Source organism: Paludibacterium paludis, assembly GCF_018802605.1.
GTDB lineage: Bacteria > Pseudomonadota > Gammaproteobacteria > Burkholderiales > Chromobacteriaceae > Paludibacterium > Paludibacterium paludis.
Genome location: NZ_CP069161.1, coordinates 3,319,329 through 3,333,894, shown reverse-complemented (window position 1 = coordinate 3,333,894; position 14,566 = coordinate 3,319,329). Strand labels below are relative to the sequence as shown.

At 64.5% G+C, this 14,566-nt stretch carries 15 protein-coding genes; 11 read left to right on the top strand and 4 right to left on the bottom strand.

Annotated features, from left to right (window positions below):
• The first annotated feature begins 20 nt into the window (after positions 1-20).
• The 3 genes from JNO50_RS15355 (at position 21) to JNO50_RS15345 (ending at position 2,754) form a co-directional block, all read left to right on the top strand.
• Positions 21-1,838, top strand: a complete 1,818-nt coding sequence (locus JNO50_RS15355) for a DUF4153 domain-containing protein (protein ID WP_189530124.1) — start codon at positions 21-23, stop codon at positions 1,836-1,838.
• 54 nt (positions 1,839-1,892) lie between these two features.
• The gene (locus JNO50_RS15350) at positions 1,893-2,153 is read left to right on the top strand and encodes a DUF2164 domain-containing protein (RefSeq protein ID WP_189530126.1); all 261 of its coding nucleotides are present in this window, start codon (positions 1,893-1,895) and stop codon (positions 2,151-2,153) included.
• Between the two features lie 181 nt (positions 2,154-2,334).
• The gene (locus JNO50_RS15345) at positions 2,335-2,754 is read left to right on the top strand and encodes an NUDIX domain-containing protein (protein WP_189530128.1); all 420 of its coding nucleotides are present in this window, start codon (positions 2,335-2,337) and stop codon (positions 2,752-2,754) included.
• A 16-nt stretch (positions 2,755-2,770) separates the two neighbouring features.
• Here JNO50_RS15345 and JNO50_RS15340 read toward each other — a convergent pair whose 3' ends face one another.
• A complete protein-coding gene (locus JNO50_RS15340; protein ID WP_189530130.1) occupies positions 2,771-3,667 on the bottom strand; it encodes a LysR family transcriptional regulator in 897 nt (298 codons plus the stop codon).
• Positions 3,668-3,763: 96 nt separating this feature from the next.
• Between JNO50_RS15340 and JNO50_RS15335 the strand changes: the two genes are divergently transcribed.
• The 5 genes from JNO50_RS15335 to JNO50_RS15315 are packed head-to-tail and all read left to right on the top strand — an operon-like array spanning position 3,764 to position 8,378.
• Complete coding sequence (locus JNO50_RS15335) at positions 3,764-5,002, top strand: acyl-CoA dehydrogenase family protein (RefSeq protein WP_189530132.1); 1,239 nt, start codon at positions 3,764-3,766, stop codon at positions 5,000-5,002.
• Entirely contained in the window at positions 4,999-6,063 is a 1,065-nt protein-coding gene (locus tag JNO50_RS15330; protein ID WP_189530134.1) for a phosphotransferase family protein, read from the top strand. The genes JNO50_RS15335 and JNO50_RS15330 overlap by 4 nt, the downstream gene beginning before the upstream one ends.
• A gap of 2 nt (positions 6,064-6,065) precedes the next feature.
• Positions 6,066-6,755, top strand: a complete 690-nt coding sequence (locus tag JNO50_RS15325) for a histidine phosphatase family protein (RefSeq protein ID WP_189530136.1) — start codon at positions 6,066-6,068, stop codon at positions 6,753-6,755.
• Between the two features lie 8 nt (positions 6,756-6,763).
• Positions 6,764-7,528 carry an SDR family oxidoreductase gene (locus JNO50_RS15320; RefSeq protein ID WP_189530137.1) on the top strand — a complete coding sequence of 255 codons (765 nt, stop codon included), beginning with the start codon at positions 6,764-6,766 and terminating at the stop codon, positions 7,526-7,528.
• A gap of 7 nt (positions 7,529-7,535) precedes the next feature.
• The gene (locus JNO50_RS15315; protein ID WP_189530139.1) at positions 7,536-8,378 is read left to right on the top strand and encodes an SDR family NAD(P)-dependent oxidoreductase; all 843 of its coding nucleotides are present in this window, start codon (positions 7,536-7,538) and stop codon (positions 8,376-8,378) included.
• Between the two features lie 19 nt (positions 8,379-8,397).
• Here the strand turns inward: JNO50_RS15315 and JNO50_RS15310 are convergent, their stop codons facing one another.
• The 3 genes from JNO50_RS15310 to JNO50_RS15300 form a co-directional block, all read right to left on the bottom strand.
• Entirely contained in the window at positions 8,398-10,002 is a 1,605-nt protein-coding gene (locus JNO50_RS15310; RefSeq protein ID WP_215796402.1) for a Fic family protein, read from the bottom strand.
• 68 nt (positions 10,003-10,070) lie between these two features.
• Positions 10,071-11,048 (bottom strand): alpha/beta hydrolase, encoded by a 978-nt coding sequence (locus JNO50_RS15305; protein ID WP_189530141.1) that lies wholly within the window; start codon positions 11,046-11,048, stop codon positions 10,071-10,073.
• Between the two features lie 100 nt (positions 11,049-11,148).
• The gene (locus JNO50_RS15300) at positions 11,149-12,393 is read right to left on the bottom strand and encodes an MFS transporter (RefSeq protein WP_189530144.1); all 1,245 of its coding nucleotides are present in this window, start codon (positions 12,391-12,393) and stop codon (positions 11,149-11,151) included.
• Positions 12,394-12,590: 197 nt separating this feature from the next.
• Here JNO50_RS15300 and JNO50_RS15295 point away from each other — a divergent pair, with 197 nt between their 5' ends.
• The 3 genes from JNO50_RS15295 to JNO50_RS15285 all read left to right on the top strand — a co-directional run bounded on the left by JNO50_RS15295 (position 12,591) and on the right by JNO50_RS15285 (position 14,458).
• Positions 12,591-13,487: a LysR family transcriptional regulator gene (locus JNO50_RS15295; protein ID WP_215796401.1), complete on the top strand. Its 897-nt coding sequence runs from the start codon at positions 12,591-12,593 to the stop codon at positions 13,485-13,487.
• A 141-nt stretch (positions 13,488-13,628) separates the two neighbouring features.
• A complete protein-coding gene (locus tag JNO50_RS15290) occupies positions 13,629-13,880 on the top strand; it encodes a hypothetical protein (protein ID WP_215796400.1) in 252 nt (83 codons plus the stop codon).
• A 50-nt stretch (positions 13,881-13,930) separates the two neighbouring features.
• Positions 13,931-14,458: an ATPase gene (locus tag JNO50_RS15285; RefSeq protein ID WP_229804399.1), complete on the top strand. Its 528-nt coding sequence runs from the start codon at positions 13,931-13,933 to the stop codon at positions 14,456-14,458.
• Positions 14,459-14,566 lie beyond the last annotated feature (108 nt).

The window sequence follows — 14,566 nt, the reverse complement described above, 5'->3', positions numbered from 1 at the left end:
CCGCGAAAGGGGGACGGTTCATGATGGAATTGAAATCGGTGCCGGTCGACCCGCCGGGCGGCCGCGACCGCCCGCGAGCCGTCGCCATGGTGCGTCTGGCCATCGGCCTCGTTCAGGGTGCGGCGCTTTTCGCGCTGTACCGGTTATCGGAGATGGAGCGGTGGCCGGCGACCGCTCCGCTCCTGTTCGTGCCCATGCTGATGGCGGGATTGTTTCTGCCCTTGATCCTGACGGCGTCCCAAGGCGTTCTGTCGTTGTCCGGGCAAGTGACCTGGCTGTCCGCGTCGGCGGTGCTTCTGGTCGCGGTATCCCAGTACCGTATCTGGAGCCTGGGCTTGCCCGCCAATGCCGACAGTTATCTGCGGCCGGCGCTCTTTTTGGTTCTTGTCCTTCTTCCCCTGGTGTTCGTTTCCCTCTCGCTCGTGCTGGCAGCGGGGCGCGAGAAGCGCCGCATCGCCAGCTACCACGGTTATTTCGCCATTTCCTGGAAGCTCGCGGTACAGTCGCTGTTCGCCGTGTTTTTCGTGGGTTCGATGTGGCTCGTGCTCCATCTTGGCGGTGTTCTGTTCCGGCTGCTGAATCTGCCGTGGCTGCTTGACACACTGCGCAGCGCCTGGTTCGCCATACCGGTTTCCACGATGGCCCTGTCGCTGGCCTGGCATCTGACCGACACGCGGTTCGGCATTGTCAGCGGCATCCGCCAGCTGGCGCTGCTCTTGCTCTCCTGGTTGCTTCCGGTGGCGGTTCTGCTGATCGGGGGATTTCTCCTCGCCATCGCGTTCACCGGCCTGGCTCCGCTTTGGGAAACACGTCATGGCGCGGTGATCGTGCTTGGCGCGGCGGGGGCGCTGGTCGTGCTGATCAATGTCGTCTATCAGGACGGCTGTTATCTTGCCGGGCTGCCGCGACCGTTGCTTTGGGCGATGCGCATTGCGAGCACCATGCTCATGCCGTTAACGACGATCGCCATGTATGCGCTGGCACTGCGCGTCGCCGATTACGGCTGGACGCCCGGCCGCGTCATTGCCGCACAGCTTTGCGCGCTGATGCTCGTGTATGCCGCGGGTTATCTTTGGTCGCTGCCCGAGGCGTCGCGTCTTGGCCGGGTGAATCTTTTCGCCGCGGGCGTGTTCCTGACGCTGTCCCTGGCCGCGCTGACCCCGTTCGCCGATCCGGTACGGTTGTCGGTTGTCAATCAGGTCGAACGCCTTGCCGCCCGGAAGGTGCCGGCCGACCGCTTCGACTTCGCCTTTTTGCGCTCGGATGGCGGACGGTTCGGCCTGGAGGCGCTGCGAAGGCTGGCCAGCCAGCGGGAAGGCCCGGAGTCGGAAACGATCCGGCGGGGCGCGAAGCGTGCTCTGGAGTTCGCGCCGGCCACTAACGACGGCCCCGCGGAGGCGACCATGCCGGATTTGCGCGCCAATCTTCGCATGCTCAACGACGGCATGGCGCTACCCCCGGGGCTGTTGAGGGAAAACTGGCGCGATAGGCGGCATTTCCCGTGGTTGCTTCCCGCCTGTCTGACGCGTGCCGGGCAGACGTGCGACGCGGTGTTCGTGACTCTCCCGGCCCGTCCTCTTGCCCAGATCGCGCTGTTCGCGCAAGCGCGGCCTCCTGTCCTTCTCGCCGAAAAACCGGATGGCGGATGGACCGTCGCCGGTACGCTTCCGGTTCCTCCCACCTGCCTTGCCTGGCTCAAGCAGGCTTTGCTGTCCGGCCGTTTCACCCGGCTTGACCCGTCTTTCAAGGATTTTTTCATCGATGGCCAACGCCTGCCCCTGGATCGGCCGTTGCCCGAACTGTCCTTCTCCTGCATGGTGCGGCCCGTGAAACCGTGAGTTAGACTGACCCGCGAGCGCACCTATTCGATGCGCGAAAAGAAGGGGGCGGGAATGAGCATTGAACTGGACCAGGCGGACCGGGAAGGGGCGATTCAGTCTATCGTCCGGTTTTTCGAGGCAAACATGGACGAGCCGGTCGGCAATCTTCAGGCCGGCGCGTTGCTGGAGTTTTTTCTCCGGGAGATCGCCCCGTGCGTCTACAACCGCGCCGTGCGCGACGTCCAGGCCAGGTTGCAGCAGCGGGTCATGGATCTTGACGCGGAGGTCTACGAGGAGGAATTCGCCTACTGGAAAACCGCCCGCCGCCGCTGACCGGTGTGTGCCAGCCTATCCGGATGGGGCGCCCGGAATGGGAATATGGACATTGGAAAATGCCGGGCTTCCCCGGATAATCCTTCGCGAATGCCATGTTAATGACAGTTTCGTGAAAATATCCCGAGCGACACGCGCTGACATGGTTGTGCACCGATTTTCTCAAGTTCTGGAGCTGCCCATGAATCCGCAATCGATCAATGGAGTGCTGGTGTCCCCGGAGGGCGACCTGTTGCTGATGCTCAACGACCAGGATCAGTGGGTTCTGCCGGGCGGGAACCTCAAGGACGGCGAAGACGCGCGCGACAGCCTTGCCAGACAGTTTCACGAACAATTGGGTCTGCGCGTGTCGGTGCTCGGAACACTGGCCGGCGAGGGAAGCGCGGTAGAGACCCGCCTGTGCGAGTTGAGCGGCGAATTCCGTCCCCGTCTTGATCTGGCGGTCAAGCGCATCGGACTCTTTTCCCATGACCGGCTGCCCGCCGAGCTTCAAGCGCCGCTGCGCGCCGGACTCGAAAGACTGGCGCGGCACGGCGCCGCGCATGCCGGAACTGCCGTCGGCAAGGAGCGTTTCGCGGCAGCTGCGCTGACCGCCGTGTGAATGGCGCTCGCACTTCCTAGCGCGGATAACCGTCCAGCAGCATCTCCCTGAGCCAGGCGTTCGCCGCGTCGTGTTCGACGGTTTCATGCCAGTACAAGTAAACGTCCAGCTCGGGCATGGAAAGCGGAAACGCATGAATGGCGTTGTCGAGATTGCGATTGGCAATGGCGGCATATTGCTCCGGCATTGTCAGTAGCAGATTCGTCTCATTCACCACCCGGCAGGCCGCGAAATAATGCTGGCAGCGCAAGCCTATCCGTCTTCTGTGTCCATGGCGGTTCAGCTCCATGTCCTCCACGCCGGGGCCTTTGCTGCGTGACGAAACCAGGACGTGGGACGCGGCGAGATAACGCTCCAGCGTCAATAACCCGTCGATGTTTCCCCCGCGCGCCACAACGACCAGCCGGTCGCTGCCGATGCGCCGGCGCCGTATGCGGTCCGCCAGCGGAAGCGCGATATCGACGGCCAGATCCAGCGCGCCGGATGCCAGGTCGCGCTCCAGCTCCCGTCTGTCCGCCCTGACCGCGGCGATGTCGATATCCGGCGCCCGTGCCCGCAGTACCCCCATCAGTGGCGGAAGCACCGTCGCTTCCAGCACATCCCTCAGTCCGATCGTGAAGGTCCGGCGGGCGGTTTCCGGATCGAAGCTCCGGTTATGGTTCACGCTCGCATCAAGTCCTTGCAAGGCCTGCCTGACCGGACCGATCAGGCTGCGCGCCAGCGGCGTCGGCACCATCGCGCTGCCCTGACGCACGAACAGGGGGTCGCCGAATACATCGCGCAATCTTGCCAGCGCGTGACTCAGCGCCGGCTGGGTCAGACTGAGCTGGCGGGCCGCCGGCGTCAGGCCCCCCGCGCCATAGATGGCGTCGAACACCACAAACAGGTTCAGATCGATGCGGCTAAGATGCATGAAATGAATGAACCTCCATTCGAACTATTCATTTGATGGATTTTTCATTCGAAGGATATTCTTTTCGCATTACCCGTGCAACGCCGGAGGGTGGCGATGGATTTTGCGAATACGGCCAGAGGCCGGGAGTATCTGGAACGATTGACGCGTTTCATGGATGACGAGGTGTACCCGGCGGAAGCCGAGTACTATGCCACGCTCTCACGGGGAGAACGACCCTGGAACGTGCCGCCGGTGATGGAAGCGCTCAAGCGCAAGGCGCGCGAGGCCGGACTGTGGAACCTGTTTCTTCCGGGAGAGCGTTTCGGCGCCGGTCTGAGCAACGCCGAATACGCGCCCCTGGCCGAGATGATGGGACGTTCGCCGATCGCGGCGGAAGTGTTCAACTGCAACGCGCCGGATACCGGCAATATGGAAGTGCTGGCGCATTACGGCTCGCCCATGCAGCAAGAGCGCTGGCTCATGCCGCTGCTGGAGGGACGGATACGTTCCGCTTTTTGCATGACCGAGCCGGAGGTGGCCTCGTCGGATGCGACCAATATGGCGGCCACGGTGCGTGTGGAAGGGGATCGGGTCGTGCTCAATGGTCGCAAGTGGTGGAGCACGGGCATCGGCCATCCCGATTGCCGGTTCGTGATTTTCATGGGGTTGTCGGATCCGCAGGCGGCCAAGCACGCCCGCCACTCGATGGTCATCGTGCCGATTGACGCTCCCGGCGTGAAAATCGAGCGCATGCTGCGGGTGTTCGGGGAACTGGACGAACCGTACGGACATGGCGAGGTGAGCTTTACCGACGTGCGCGTGCCGCTCGACCACGTCATTCTCGGCCCGGGGCGGGGTTTCGAGATTGCCCAGGGCCGGCTCGGGCCCGGGCGGATCCATCATTGCATGCGCGCCATCGGCGCGGCGGAGCGGGCCATGGACGCGATGTGCCGGCGCTCGCTCGAGCGGCGCGCGTTCGGCAAGCCGCTGGCGCAGCTGGGCGGCAACGTCGACATCATCGCCAATGCCCGCATGGCGATCGAGCAAGCGCGCCTGCTGACGCTCAAAGCGGCGTGGATGATGGATACCGTGGGCATCAAGGGAGCCATCAGCGAAATTTCGATGATCAAGGTGGTGGCGCCCAATGTCGCCCAGACGGTGGTGGACGCCGCCATCCAGATGCACGGCGGCGCCGGGCTGTGCGAGGACTTCCCGCTGGCGGGCCTGTTCGGGTACGCGCGGGCCCTGCGCATCGCCGACGGTCCGGACGAGGTGCACCGCATGCTGGTGGCCAAACGCGAACTCAAAGCCCAGGCCCGGCGCCTGGGGCTCGACATGGAGGCGATGCGATGACAGCGACGATCGACAAGGCCGGGCCGGTGCGCTCCGGCGAAGAACTGGATAGCCAGGCCATCGCGCGGTTTCTCGCGGCGAACGGCGCGGTGTTCGGTGGCTTGCCTGCCGTCACCCAGTTTTCCGGGGGGGCGTCCAATCTCACCTATCAGCTGGATTTTCCCGGGCGTTCGCTGATCCTGCGCCGTCCTCCGTTCGGACACAAGGCCAGGAGCGCCCACGACATGATCCGCGAGGCGCGCATCATGACGGCGCTGCGCGACGTCTATCCGCGGGTGCCGGGGGTGGTGGCGGTGTGCGAGGATCCCGGCGTGATCGGCTGCGATTTCTTCGTGATGGAGCGCATCGACGGAGTGATTTTGCGCCGGGATTTACCCGAGGGCATGACGCTCGACGCGGAGCGGGCGAGGGCGCTGTGCCGGGCCATGCTCGATGCGCTGATCGACCTGCACGAGGTCGACTGGCAGGTGGCCGGCCTGCGCGAACTGGGTCGGGGCGAAGGCTATGTCGCACGCCAGCTGGAAGGCTGGAGGGACCGTTTCGACAAGGCGCGCACCCCGGATGTGGCGGCGTGCGACGATGTGATCCGCTGGCTGTCCGGACACGCGCCGGCCAGGGACGCGGCAACCTGCCTGATTCACAATGACTGGCGTTTCGACAATCTGGTGCTGGACCGGAACGATCCGTCGCGCATTATCGGGGTGCTCGATTGGGAAATGGCGACACTGGGCGACCCCCTGATGGATCTGGGCAATGCGCTCGCCTATTGGGTGGAAGCCGGCGACGACGCGACCTTCCGGGCGGTGCGCCGCCAGCCGACCCACCTTCCCGGCATGCTGTCGCGGCGCGAAGTGATCGAGTATTACGGCGCGAAAACCGGGCGCGACATGTCGGATTTCGTGTTCTACGACGTGTTCGGGATTTTCCGGTTGGCGGTCATCGTGCAGCAGATCTGGCGGCGTTATTACCAGGGAGAGACACGCAACCCGCAATTCGCCCAATTCGGCGCGCTGGTCAATTATCTGCTCGACCGCTGCCGTCGCGTCATCAAGGAGAACTGAGCGTGCCCGGCGTGTATTTCATTCGCCACGGACAGGCCGGCTTCGACCGCGAGGAGTACGACGCGCTCAGCCCGCTCGGAGAGCGTCAGTCCGTTCTGGCCGGCGCCTGGCTGGCCGGCCGGAGGGCGGCGCCCGACGCGGTGTTTTGCGGCCGCATGGCAAGGCAGCGCGACACGGCAAGGCTTGCGGCCGACGCCGCGGGAGGCGCGGTGTCGCCCGTCATCCACGATGGATTCGACGAATTCGATTATCTGGATGTGCTCGCGCGCGCGCGTCCCGGGCTGTCGAGCCAGAGCGCCATTCTTGGCTGGTTGGCCTCCGAGCCCGAGCCGCGCAAGGCCTTCCAGTCGGTGTTCGCGTCGGCGATGGAGCGCTGGATGACCGGCTACCTCGATGACGAGTACCGCGAGTCCTGGCCCGCTTTCCAGCGGCGCATTCTCGGCGCGCTCGAGCACACTCTCGCCGCGAGCCGGGGCGCCGACTGCGTATGGGTGGTGACCTCCGGTGGCGTGATCGCCGCGCTGTGCAAGCACTGGATGAGCCTGTCCGACCGGGCCGCCATGACCTTGAACTGGCGGCTCGCCAATGCCGGCATCACGCACTGCGCCCGGCGCGGCGACGCGCTGGAGCCGGTGTCGCTGAATGTGATTTCCCACCTGGATCACGAGCCTTCGCTCGTCAGTTACCGTTAAGGATTCCCATGACTTCCACGTTTTCCCTGTCGGGCAAGATCGCCCTCGTGACCGGCGCGAGCCGCGGTATCGGCGAGGCGGTGGCCCGCCTCCTGGCGCGTCACGGCGCCCATGTGATCGTCTCCAGCCGCAAGAGCGAAGCGTGCGAGCGCGTCGCCGCCGCGATCATCGCCGAGGGCGGGTCGGCCGAGACGCTCGCCTGCCATATCGGCGAACCGGAGCAGATCGCCGCGGCGTTCGCCAGCCTCGACAGCCGCCACGGCCGGCTCGACATTCTCGTCAACAACGCCGCCACCAATCCGTATTTCGGACACATCGCCAAGACCGATCCGGCCGCCTTCCAGAAAACCGTCGATGTGAACATCCGCGGTTATTTCTTCATGTCCTGCGAAGCGGCGCGGCGCATGGCCGCCCAGGGCGGGGGCGCCATCGTCAATGTCGCGTCCGTCAACGGCGTGGTGCCCGGCGCGGGGCAGGGGATTTATTCGATCACCAAGGCCGCGGTCATTTCCATGACGCAGGCGTTCGCCAAGGAGTGCGCCGCCGACGGCGTGCGGGTCAACGCCTTGCTGCCCGGCGCGACGGACACCCGTTTCGCCGCCGCCTTGCTGGAGAATCCGGCGATTCTCGACAAGGCGCTGGCGCACATTCCCATGGGGCGGGTGGCGCAGCCGGAAGAGATGGCCGGCGCGGTGCTGTACCTGGTGTCGGACGCCGCGAGCTACACCACCGGTGTCTGCCTGAACGTGGACGGCGGTTATCTGATTGCGTGAGGAAACGATGAACACATTCGAAGGACGAGTGGCGGTGATCACCGGCGCGGCCGAGGGTATCGGACTCGCGCTCGCGCGCCGCGCGGCGGGTCTTGGCATGAAGCTGGTGCTCGCCGACCGGCACGAGGCGCGCTTGCAGGAAGCGGTGGATACCCTGACCGCCGCAGGCGCGGATGCCGTGCCGGTTGTCGTTGACGTGTCGGACGCCGCCTCGGTGGAAGAATTGGCCCGGGAAGCCTACCGCCTGCACGGGAAGGTGCATCTGCTCATCAATAATGCCGGCGTCGCCCTGGCCAAGACCGCCTGGGAGACGAGCAACGAGGATTGGCGCTGGGTGATGGGCGTCAACTTCTACGGCGTGGCCAATGGCGTGCGCAGTTTTGTGCCGCGCATGCTCGAATCGGGCGAGGAGGGGCATATCGTCAATACCGCCTCGGTGGCGGGGCTGATCTCGCAACCCGGCCTTGCCGCCTACAACGCGAGCAAATTCGGCGTGGTGACGCTCAGCGAAGGGCTGATGCACGACCTGACCCTGCGCGGGGCGCGCATCGGTGTGTCGGTGCTGTGCCCGGGCTGGGTGAAAACCCGCATCGCCCAGGCCGAGCGGCATCGTCCGCCCGACGAGCGCAGCCGCCCCGAGGCCCTGGATCCGAAAACCCTGGAAACCGCGATGGCGGTGATGCAGGCGGTGGAAAACGGCCTGAGCGCCGAGGACGTGGCGCGCATGGCGTTCGAGGCGGTCGGCCGAGGCGAGTTCTACATCCTCACGCATCCGCACAGCCGCGCCGGCGTCAAGGTCCGGCTGGAGGACATTCTGAACAACCGGGCGCCGACGCTGCTGCCGGTGTGAGGAAACGGAGAGGAAACCGCTAGTCGCGCGCGCCGGGAAGGTCTGCCCAGGCTTGCCGTACCGCGGTTTCCACCGCATCGAACACGTCGGCGCGATAACGGTGGCCGAGTTGTTCCCGGCGTTTTTTGGAGACGTGGCCGCCATTCTGCGCGCACCACATGATCAGATTGTTCAAGTCGTGGTCGCGGATGTCGTGGTGTTCGTTGACGAGCCGATACGCCTGATCGAAAGCCTGCAAGTAGCGCGTTTCGTCGACGAGGTCTGTTTTTAGCGCATTAAGCGCCATTTCGTAGATGAATTCGACGCAACGCGTGGCATCCCAATAGCGGTACATCGCATCGCCCGCCGTGCTTTCGCAGGCAAAGCGGACTTCATCGATCATTCTGACGTGCCACAGCGCCCGTGTTGGACGCGAGAAGCTTTGCAAAGCGGCAAGATAGTCGCGTTCGTCCCGTTTCATCGCAACGGAAATCGGCAGCATGAGCCCTTCTGCGAGTCTGCCGGACTGGCTCAGAGCGTAATGCATCAGGAAACGGCTCAGGCGCCCGTTTCCATCCATGAACGGATGAATGAACACGAATCCGAATGAAATCAGCGCGCCGAGCATGATCGGATCGATATCTGACGGCTTGCGATTCAACAACTCCAGAAGGTCGCTCATCATGGCTGCCGCATCGTCCGGTGCCGGAGGGACATAGCTGACACCCGCCGGGCCGCGCAGACCCTTGGTACGCAGCCAGTTTTGTTCGGTCCGGTATTGCACCGCCTGATCGAAAGGGTTGCTGACCGTGCTGTTTTGCAATTCGACAAGATAATCCTCTGACATGGGGCGCGGATCGTGGGCTTGCCGAAGCAAGGCGACGAAGCGGTCTTTTTTGTCGGATTGCGGGGATTCCCGCTCCAGCGCGAAGCTGCCTTCCGTTTCCGAAAGATAGGCCCATGACAGTGCGCGATCCAGAATGCCGGGATCGGTACTGGCGTAAAAGGCATTGGCTTGTCCCAGGATATCCATTGCCGCCAATGCACCGATACGTTCGGTCTTTCGGACCATGGGGCAATACCTCAGGGAGCCCAACCCGTTGAATCTGACCCTCCACCGGCTATTTTTGTCTCCGGCGCAGGTGTAATACCGGTTTGAGTCAAAAAGATCGACGTAAGAACCGCGAACTCCGGGCAAGTCGTCGAGTGTTTCGCCTGTGAAGGCCTCGTACAGGTAGCCGGTCAGGCGTAGATAGCCGCTGCCCGGTGCGGCGCGCAGTTCGGCGAGAAAGGACCGAGTATCCAGATGGGGGAGAGCCAGCTTCAATACGGCAAGGTCGGTGCCTTCGTGCTTCAAGGCAAATTGAACATGCGACAGAATGTCGTCGCCCTTCGGCGCCACGGAAGGAGGGACCCGCAGGCCCTCGGGTGTGTGTTCGATGGCGGCGACAGATTCCCGGCGCGCCACGTGCAAAAGCGGTGGCAAGGGAAGACGCAGTGATTCCCGAAGAAACCCATAGCCGATCAAGCTGCCATGCCGAATTGTCGTCATTTTTTTGTGCCGGGTCGAAGATTTTTTTGAATTTCTTCTATTTTGCCTATTTTTTTTTACAAGGCAAGGGCGGAGTAGCGGCACGGCACGCATCCCGCAACGTCCGGGAAATGAGAGGGGGGGGGCCGGGAGGCGGCCCCCTCGTTGGCGGGATGGCGCCTTTATGGGCGGGCTGCCTTGGCCTGCAGCGCCTGTACCGCGAGCACGGCTTCGCGCACGGGGGCGGCATCAAGAATCAGCCCCGGATGGGTCGTGCCGGGAATCAGGCGCACGCCGGCGAGCCCGGGGCACGCGGCGAAAACCTGCGGGAAGCGCTCGGTGTGAAACGCTTCGTCCCGCTCGCCGGCCAGCACCATCACCGGACGGTTCGCGGCGCGGATGGCGGCCTCGTAATCGCGTGGCGGGCCGAAGTTCGCCGCCAGGTTGAAGTCGTAGCTCTCGGTCAAAAGATCCCGGTTGGCCGGATCGATGCCGAAGCGGATCACGGGCAGGTCATTGAGCTTCGTGAAGCCGGCGCGGTTAAGCAGGCCCAGCGCGACTAGGCGCGGGATGCCCACGCTGGACCAACCGCCGCTGTTGGCGCGCTGGGTCGGCGCGTCGTAGCGCAGATAGGGCGACAGTAGCAGAAAGCTCTGGAACAGACGGGCTTGCGCTTCGGCGGCGATGCGCAGCACGAAGCCGCCTCCCGAAGAAAACCCCGCCAGGGTGGCCGGCTGGACGGGGTTGGCCTGGCTCGCGAAATCCTCCAGATCCTCCTCGAGTTGTCCGATATGATCCAGATGGCCTTTGACACCGCTGTCGCCGTGTCCGCGGATATCGAGCGCATAGGCCGAATAACCAGCCGCCGCCAGGGCCTGGGCGATGACGTGCATGCTGCGGCTGGTGGCCGACGAACCGTGCACGAGCACCACGGAGCCGCGCGGGGTGTCTTGCGGCGCATAGAGGCGGTAGGCCAGGCGGGCGCCGTCGCGGGCCGTGTAGCGCGACAACGGCGGCACCCCGCTGTAGTCGACCTGCCGGAACGCCCGGGTGAATCCCGTCATGACCGCCGGCGTGGACGGACCGCCCAGCCACAGCGCCGCCCCCGTGCCCAGCAGCAGTGTTCCGATCGTGGTCAGGCCGGTAAACATCAGTTTCATGCTTCTTGCACATCCATGAAGTCAGGCGGAGCGGGCATTGTCATGACCTTTTCATGAAATGACAACAGGATTTGTTGGGTTGCCAAGCAAATAAAACGCTCTACCTACGCCCGGTGCGCCGTTTCCCGCCTCGCAGCAGCAGCGCGGCCAGCGATGCCAGGCTGGCGAGTCCCATCACCGCCGCCCATCCCCAGGCCGCCAGCAGCACGCTGGCGGCAACGGACCCCGCGGCCATGCCGATGAACACGCAAACGAACAGCACCGCGTTGAAACGGCTGCGCGCGGCCGGATCGATCCGGTAGATCACCGCCTGATGCGCGATCAGACTGGCCTGCACGCCAAGATCGAAGACCACCGCGCCTAGGGCGAGCGCGGCCAGTTGCCCGTGCGCCGGCAAGGCGGTCGACAGCGCGAGCGCGACGAAGGCCAGGAGCGCGAGCAGCGCGCCGAAGCGGGCGACCGATTCCGGTCCCTTGCGGTCGGCGGCGTGCCCGGCCAGCGGCGCGGCGAGTGCGCCGGCGGCGCCAGCCAGTCCGAAGGCGCCCGCCGCCGTGCTGCCCAGGTGAAACGGCGCGCCATGCAGCATGAGGGCGAGAGTGGACCAGAAGGCGCTGAACCCGACCGACAGGCAGCCTTGCGCGAGCGCGGCGCGGCGCAGTTCTCCGTGCTGACGCCACAGCGTGCGCAGCGAACCCAGCAGGGCGGCATAGGAGAGGTTGGTGGTGGGGGCGAGTGCGGGCAGGCTGCGGTTCAGGACAACGCCGATCAGCGCGATGCTGGCCGCCGCCGCGAAGAACATCGTCCGCCAGCCGAACTGTTCCGCGACGAATCCGCTGACGACCCGTGACAGCAGTATGCCCGACAACAGACCGGTCATCACGGTGCCGACCACCTTGCCGCGCTGACTATCCGGCGCCAGGGCGGCGGCCGCGGGCACGATGTCCTGCGCCAGCGTGGCGGTCAGACCGATCAGCAGGCTGGCCGGCAGCAGCACCGCCAGCGAGGGCGACAGCGCGGCCAGGATCAGCGCCGCCGAAAGCAAGGCGGCCTTGAGCGAAATGATGCGTCGGCGGTCGTGGCGGTCGCCCAGGGGGGCCAGCAGAAGGATTCCGAGCGCATAACCCAGTTGCGTGAGCGTCGGCACCAGGCCGACGGCCCGGCCGGAGGCGCCGATGTCCGGGCCCAGCACGCCGAGCATGGGCTGGCTGTAATACAGGCACGCCACGGAAAACCCCGTGCCGGACGCCAGCAGCAGTATGCGCCGCGGCGACAGGATCGGCGCCGTCGCTTGGGTTTCCGTTGCCGGCAGAGGGGGCGTGGCCGGTGAAATTCGTGCGGTGGTCATGGTTCGTCTCGCTGTGTGAGTGAATACCACCGCATCATCGCTATAAACAAGACGCATTGGTAGTGGCGAAAAAAACAGATCTGTTATACGTTTGACGCATGAATAGCGAACACGACTCATCGAACAGAGGGGCCAGGCCCCCGGTGACCGCCAGGGGAGCGGATCCGGCTCCGATAAGCGGCGACCGCATCGCCTTGATGCAGACCTTTTTGCGGATCGTGGAGGCCGGCAGTCTTTCCGCCGCCGCCGCGCAACTGGGCATGACGCAGCCGACCGTCAGCCGCCGCCTGCAGACGCTGGAGCGCTCGCTCGGCTTGCGCCTGATTCAGCGCTCGACCCACACCATGCGGCTGACCCTGGACGGCGAGCGCTGTTACGAGCGCGCCAAGGCCCTTCTGGCGAGCTGGGCCGCGTTCGAATCGGAGCTGTTGGGCGCACGGGAGGAGCCGGACGGCGTATTGCGCGTCATCGTGCCGCACGCCTTCGGACAGGAGCGGCTCATCGCTCCGTTGGCGGCCTACCTCTCGCGCCATCGCTCAATGGCGGTGGAGTGGTTGCTGCATGACGATCGCGCCATTCAGGACTACATCGCCGCCGGCGTCGACTGCGCCATCCAGGTCGGCGAGGTGACCGATCCGGGACTGGTGGCGATTCCCCTGGCCAAGGTGCCGCGCATCGCGGTCGCTTCCCCGGCGCTGCTCGCCGGTCGTGCCGCCCCGCGGGATGCCGCCGATCTGGCCGAGCTGCCCTGGCTGGCCCTGCGCACTTATTACCGCAACGATATCGTGCTGACCCATAGGCCCAGCGGACGGCGCAAACGGATCGCCATCCGGCCCCGCTTCAGCACCGACAGTCTCTATGCCCTGCGCAGCGCGGCGATACAGGGCGTCGGGGTGGGCGTGGGATCCCGCTGGGTGATGACCGAAGCGCTGCGCAGTGGAGAACTGGTGAGGCTCGCGCCGGACTGGGAGGCGGACCCCCTGCCGGTGAGCCTGGTCTACCCCTACGCCAGCCATTATCCGGCGAGGCTCAGGCGCTTCATCGATCTGATCCGGGCCGATGCCGGCGCGGTGTTTCAGGGCGACGAAGAGTAAGAAAAGGGGACGATGTGTCATGTCCGGCATGCATGACAACACGCGTGAGGTTCGCGCTCCTTCGCTGGGCGCTGTATTGCAGGCAGCTCTTCAGGATCGCGTGTACTACGCTTAGCGTGAACATCGTGGGGAGTTGACAACGTGACGGTACTGCCAATTGAACAGTTGGGCACTATGACCCCTGCCGAAGAGCAGCGCTTCTGGAAAGTTTTCGAGAGCACGTTAGCTAACGATGACGGCCAGGCTGCCAAGATGCATCTGTCGGCCGGGCGGCCTATTGACTATTGCGATGATCGTTACCCCGACGATTTCATTCGCAAGTGGCCTGATGGTCGCCGCGAACTGGTTGCCGTCGACGGGGATGGCCGTGTCTCTGTGATTCGTCCGCGGTGAGACCGCCGCTTTGGGTGGTGGCAGGCCCGAACGGTGCCGGCAAGAGCACGTTGACCGACCGTTACCTGATGGGACGAATGCCGGTAGTCAATCCAGACAACATTCTCCGTGAACAACCCGGTATAGGCGTCATCCAGGCCGGCAAGATTGCGATCCGGTTTCAACGACTGCACTTGGCAGCACGTGAGAGTTTTGCGTGGGAAACGACATTATCCGGTCACCGTGAACTCACGCTGATGCGTGAGGCGAAGACTGTCGGCTACAAGGTCAACCTGGTATTTGTCTGCCTGCGTAATGCACGTGCTTCGATATTGCGTGTCGCAGAACGGGTGGCGGCTGGTGGACATGACATTCCTCCGGCGGATGTGATTCGCCGCTTCGAACGCTGCCAGCGCAATTTACCCGAGGCACTGGCGATTGCCGATCGCGCCTTCCTCTTTGATAATAGTGGCGAGCGACGCCGTTTACTGCTGACGCGGGCCCACAACCAGTCGCGTCATATTTCCCGGAATCTGCCCGGCTGGATGATTGATGTACTACCGGCCGCATTGCTGAGCAGCCGTGGGGCGGAACGCTGATCGTGTACGCCGCCCGCTCATGCAAACATGGCTGAGAACCCTATTCCTTGTGTAAAAAACTCCCGTCCTGAAAGCCCGAGTCTTCCTGAAACGGGCATGGTTTTTTCC

Bases quoted from the DNA above. Each gene is read 5' to 3' on its own strand.
- JNO50_RS15330 (WP_189530134.1), top strand. From the start codon at position 4,999: ATGACAGCGACGATCGACAAGGCCGGGCCGGTGCGCTCCGGCGAAGAA.
- JNO50_RS15350 (WP_189530126.1), top strand. From the start codon at position 1,893: ATGAGCATTGAACTGGACCAGGCGGACCGGGAAGGGGCGATTCAGTCT.
- JNO50_RS15300 (WP_189530144.1), bottom strand. From the start codon at position 12,393: ATGACCACCGCACGAATTTCACCGGCCACGCCCCCTCTGCCGGCAACG.
- JNO50_RS15320 (WP_189530137.1), top strand. From the start codon at position 6,764: ATGACTTCCACGTTTTCCCTGTCGGGCAAGATCGCCCTCGTGACCGGC.
- JNO50_RS15310 (WP_215796402.1), bottom strand. From the start codon at position 10,002: ATGCGTGCCGTGCCGCTACTCCGCCCTTGCCTTGTAAAAAAAAATAGG.
- JNO50_RS15315 (WP_189530139.1), top strand. From the start codon at position 7,536: ATGAACACATTCGAAGGACGAGTGGCGGTGATCACCGGCGCGGCCGAG.
- JNO50_RS15335 (WP_189530132.1), top strand. From the start codon at position 3,764: ATGGATTTTGCGAATACGGCCAGAGGCCGGGAGTATCTGGAACGATTG.
- JNO50_RS15305 (WP_189530141.1), bottom strand. From the start codon at position 11,048: ATGAAACTGATGTTTACCGGCCTGACCACGATCGGAACACTGCTGCTG.
- JNO50_RS15295 (WP_215796401.1), top strand. From the start codon at position 12,591: ATGCAGACCTTTTTGCGGATCGTGGAGGCCGGCAGTCTTTCCGCCGCC.
- JNO50_RS15340 (WP_189530130.1), bottom strand. From the start codon at position 3,667: ATGCATCTTAGCCGCATCGATCTGAACCTGTTTGTGGTGTTCGACGCC.
- JNO50_RS15355 (WP_189530124.1), top strand. From the start codon at position 21: ATGATGGAATTGAAATCGGTGCCGGTCGACCCGCCGGGCGGCCGCGAC.
- JNO50_RS15345 (WP_189530128.1), top strand. From the start codon at position 2,335: ATGAATCCGCAATCGATCAATGGAGTGCTGGTGTCCCCGGAGGGCGAC.